Source organism: Legionella sp. km772 (genome assembly GCF_003989735.1).
In the GTDB taxonomy this organism is placed as follows: Bacteria; Pseudomonadota; Gammaproteobacteria; order Legionellales; family Legionellaceae; genus Legionella.
Map to the genome: position 1 here is coordinate 1 of NZ_RZGQ01000210.1, position 4,381 is coordinate 4,381.

Consider the following 4,381-nt stretch of genomic DNA (forward strand, 5'->3'; position numbering starts at 1 on the left):
CTCATTTAAATCACTTTGCTATTAAGTACAAATTGATTCTTAGAGCGAACCAGATTGCTTGGCAGGAGCTTAAAAATATGGCAGCTTAAAATTGACCGTGCGTAACATGAGTTATTAAATTAGTCAACACGAATGAACATCTGGCTGGCCTGGTCAACAAACAAACGCAGATACTTGAAGCAGCAAAAGCCAAATTCGCAGCCATCAGAGAAGAAGATCCCGAAAAATCTACCCCAACCCACGTGCGTTATAAAACCCATGTCCTAGGTACTCATGTTAATAATTTTAATTTTAAATTTATGATGACAGGCTGGGAAAAACCCTTCGTTTTTAGAGTAGAGGACCGCGATGAGCTCGATTTAGAACAACAGCTTTACTCTTATCCAGTTTCTAAATATTTTGCGGAGGATTTCGGCTACTTTATGTGGGGCTTTGTGAACGAAGACAAAACCATCGAGTATAAGCCCGTCTTTTTATCCCAATATGCCGAGCAAGGTAACTTAACTGAAATCGCTAGATCATTAAGAAATACAAATCCGAAACATTTTGCTGCAATAACGAGCCATTATTTCAATCAGCTTACTAATTTATGTAGAGAATTAATTGACGCAAAAGTCTATCATCCCGACATTAAGTTAACGAACTTTTTAATCCACGGCAACCGCTTAATCATTAGCGATAGGAAAACCTTAATCAACACTGAAAACTGTAAAGCGCATACCCTGCGTAGTACCCTGACCTACGCTCCTAAAGAATATGTAGATTGCGTGACCCCTTATCGTACTTTTAATGTAAAAGCCTATTTAACCTCCATCAATCTACCCCAATACATGGCCTATCAGCTTGGCATGGCATTAAAAGAGTTTTTAATTCTTACTCAACAAGATGATATAGCTCACGATGATTTTCGCGATCACAGCACTACAGCCGCGGATTATTTTAAAAATCCAGACCGTTCTATCGTCAATCTTTCTGCCCTCATTAATGAGCTAACGCGCGAAGATGCGGCAAAAAGAATGAGTATTTCCCAAATGCGCGAATTGTTGCATTTTCGTAATCACCCCACCGCAGTCTTTTACCAGGAAATTGAAAAACTTCTGCCTGCTTCGGCCTTAGGAATTCAAAAGGAAGTAAACGAGATCCAAGACCTACTCAAATCCAAATTAAAGGGTTTGGAATTAGTTAAAAAGGCTAATCTCATCTTTAATAAATTAAATGAAAGCGACTCTCCTGAACCACGTTTACTCTATTTAGCGGGACAACTAGCAAGTAAATGCTTTAAAGAAGGTTCTTACTCCTATTTTTCTAAGCTTTCAGATAAGATTGAATATGCGCTCTTAGATAAAGATTGGGATCTAGCACCTTGGTACCGAAAAATTGCTCATGTCCTTAGTTTTGGTTATTTCAGAGTTGATCGTATATCCACTGTGGACTCTATAAACCTTGATATAGATTTTAAAGGAGAGGAATTTAAAACCCATTTTGGTCAACTTGAACACATAGCACATTCTGAATTTAGTCTACTTGGCAAAAAACAAGCCCTTAATTTTGAAACCTTTATTTTTAACAATTTAGAAAAAATCCGGGCGGAAGAGGATCAGAAGAAAGATAATGAAGGAGATACTAAAGCGCTACCCGTTGTGAGTTCACCGGCACAAGATCATCTTAGCAATACTCCCACCCCCGAGGCCCTAGACTCTGGAACGGTGGTGATAACAGAGTCAGCTCCTGTAGTAAAGGCCGATCAAGAACAAGCTAAAAAACCCTCCATAAAATTGCCTGCAAAAGTGGAGTTAGCAAAAAAAGATGAAAAACCAGAGCTAGCCGCCAATCAGAACACCTTCTTTACCAAGGCGAATAAAAGGACTATATTCAAAACCTATAGGACCACTATGTTCCGTGGAGATGGCACCTTACCTGCTCCTAAGCCAGAAAAACCCAAACCTTCAGTAAAAGATATTTTTGAGCCGGTTATAGAGCTGGAGCTACCGACACACTCCCCCGCTCTTTAAATGTTGATTAAACTACTTAGTTGTCTAATGTGTTGACATCTAAATTTATAGATGTCAACACTAAATTACATTCACTCTTCATAAAAATCAAATATCGACAAGAAAGTAAACAAAAAATGTATTTACTTTCAATCAATTAGATTAAAATAATCTCGGATATAAAAAATATATAACATTATTTAATTTCTACACTACACTTTTTATTAAGTTAATTGTTAAAGGAGTAACGATGGCTACCTCTGCCCATACTATGCAAAAACAAACCATAGAGAAAATACCTCATCTTGAGGGGTTAATTAATGCGCTGAATCACACCCAAGCAGTAATTGAGTTCAATTTGGATGGGACTATCATTACCGCCAATAATAATTTTTTAAATACTATGGGCTATCGTTTAGAAGAAATTGCTGGTAAACATCACCGTATTTTTTGTGAAGAAAGTTATTACAACTCCCCAGAATATCTAGAATTCTGGCAAAAGCTTAATCGTGGTGAATTTTATACGGGTGAATTTAGCCGTCTAGCTAAAGGGGGACGGATTATTTGGCTAAATGGAAGCTACAATCCCATATTTAATGAACACAATAAATTAATCTCGATAGTAAAGTTCGCCACCGATATCACTGAACGGAAAATGCAATCCTCTGAATATGAGGGGAAAATTAATGCGGTTAGTAAGTCACAAGCAATAATCGAGTTTTCTCTTGATGGCATAATCCTCACTGCCAACCCTAATTTTTTAAAAACTGTAGGCTATGAGTTGGAGGAGATCCAAGGCAAACACCATCGAATATTTTGCGATGAAAGCTATACGCAATCATCTAGCTATGCAAATTTTTGGCAGAAATTAGCGCGCGGTGAATTTGATACTGGGGAATATAAACGTCTAGGGAAAAATGGTAAGGAAATATGGCTAAAAGCATCGTATAACCCAATTTTTGATGCGAATAATAAGCCTTTTAAAATTGTTAAAATTGCCGCAGACATTACTGAAGCGGTACAACGAAAAAAACAATTTGAAGATGTGGTTTTAAAAATTTCTAATGAGTTAGTTAATAATATTCAGGATGTAGCAGCACAAACCACCAATGTCGCCCAAGGCGCCCAATCCTTAGGAGCTACAACTGAGGAAATGAATGCTTCTGTAGAAGAGTTAAGCGCATCAATAGATTCTATAGCCCAAAACTCAAAATCCGCCGATAGCTTAGGCCAAGAAACCCAAAAAGCAGCGGAAGAAGGAACAAGCGCCATCTCTCAGTCAATAGAGGCCATGCAACTTATTAATGAATCATCTGAGGAAATTAACGAAATCGTCAAGGTTATTAGCGATATTGCAAGTCAAACCAACCTACTCGCTTTTAATGCAGCTATTGAAGCTGCTCGAGCTGGCGAGCATGGATTAGGCTTTTCAGTAGTGGCCGATGAAGTAAGAAAACTTGCGGAACGCTCATCCCAAGCAACAAAAGAAATTAGCAAACTAATATCAGTCTCTGTCAAACGTATCTCTAATGGGACAGCTATCTCAACTGCGGCCTCTGAAGCATTTAAGAAAATAGTTCAAGGGGTATCAAAAACAACACAAGCAATTAAAGAAATATCTATAGCAACCCAAGAGCAACAAATTGCGGCTAAAGATGTTGCAGATGCTATTCAACAAGTTGCTGAATCAACAGAAAACGCAGCTATTGCGTCTGAATCCATCGCAAATACCACTAAACTTCTGGTAGAAAAAGCAAATATCCTAAACAAAGCAGTTAATGATTTTTCTTAAATTTGGCTGGATTAGGAAGAATGATTAGGACATTTACTGATTAACTTTTTTACCTATTTAGAGTTCAGATCAACACCACATTCTATTTTAAGAATATGAGAAGTTACTGAGCCTCTCGCAAAAAATGTTTCTTTTTTTACCAAAAGGAAGAAAACTGTCTATAGTTAAAGATAAGATCAGACAAATAAGGAAATAACCTAGAAAAAATTTTTTTATCTAGGATATTTAGGGAGTTATTGTGATGCCAGTTCATGAGCGACGCCAACACTTTCGAATTGATGACCGTATCTATTTTAATTATCGTATCCTTGCCCCAGGTGAATTCTGTTCTGATTTAGCCATTACCAATCAACTTCTAGGGGAGCAGGGTAAAAAATTCATGGAAGCTGCGCACTATTTTCAAGATATCGATGGTCAACTAGCAGAATTAACGCAAGAGCTTGCTTTAGACAACCCAGCTTTAGCCCATTACCTGAATTTAGTAACTCATGTTACGCACGGTCAATTTTAAGCTGCCATATTTTTAAGCTCCTGCCAAGCAATCTGGTTCGCTCTAAGAATCAATTTGTACTTAATAGCAAAGTGATTTAAATGAGTT

2 protein-coding genes and 1 pseudogene are annotated in these 4,381 nt (G+C 37.5%); all 3 read left to right on the forward strand.

Annotation, left to right across the window (positions count from 1 at the left end):
• The first annotated feature begins 299 nt into the window (after positions 1–299).
• On the forward strand, positions 300–2,012 hold the full coding sequence (locus ELY15_RS13805; RefSeq protein ID WP_158617504.1) for a hypothetical protein: 1,713 nt from the start codon (positions 300–302) through the stop codon (positions 2,010–2,012).
• 229 nt (positions 2,013–2,241) lie between these two features.
• Positions 2,242–3,783, forward strand: a complete 1,542-nt coding sequence (locus ELY15_RS13810; RefSeq protein WP_127101028.1) for a PAS domain-containing methyl-accepting chemotaxis protein — start codon at positions 2,242–2,244, stop codon at positions 3,781–3,783.
• Positions 3,784–4,024: 241 nt separating this feature from the next.
• Positions 4,025–4,267, forward strand: a pseudogene (locus ELY15_RS13815) (PilZ domain-containing protein); the annotation flags it as partial.
• Between the last annotated feature and the right edge of the window lie 114 nt (positions 4,268–4,381).

Excerpts from the sequence above, each read along its gene's own strand:
- ELY15_RS13805 (WP_158617504.1), top strand. The coding sequence starts at position 300 with ATGATGACAGGCTGGGAAAAACCCTTCGTTTTTAGAGTAGAGGACCGC.
- ELY15_RS13810 (WP_127101028.1), top strand. The coding sequence starts at position 2,242 with ATGGCTACCTCTGCCCATACTATGCAAAAACAAACCATAGAGAAAATA.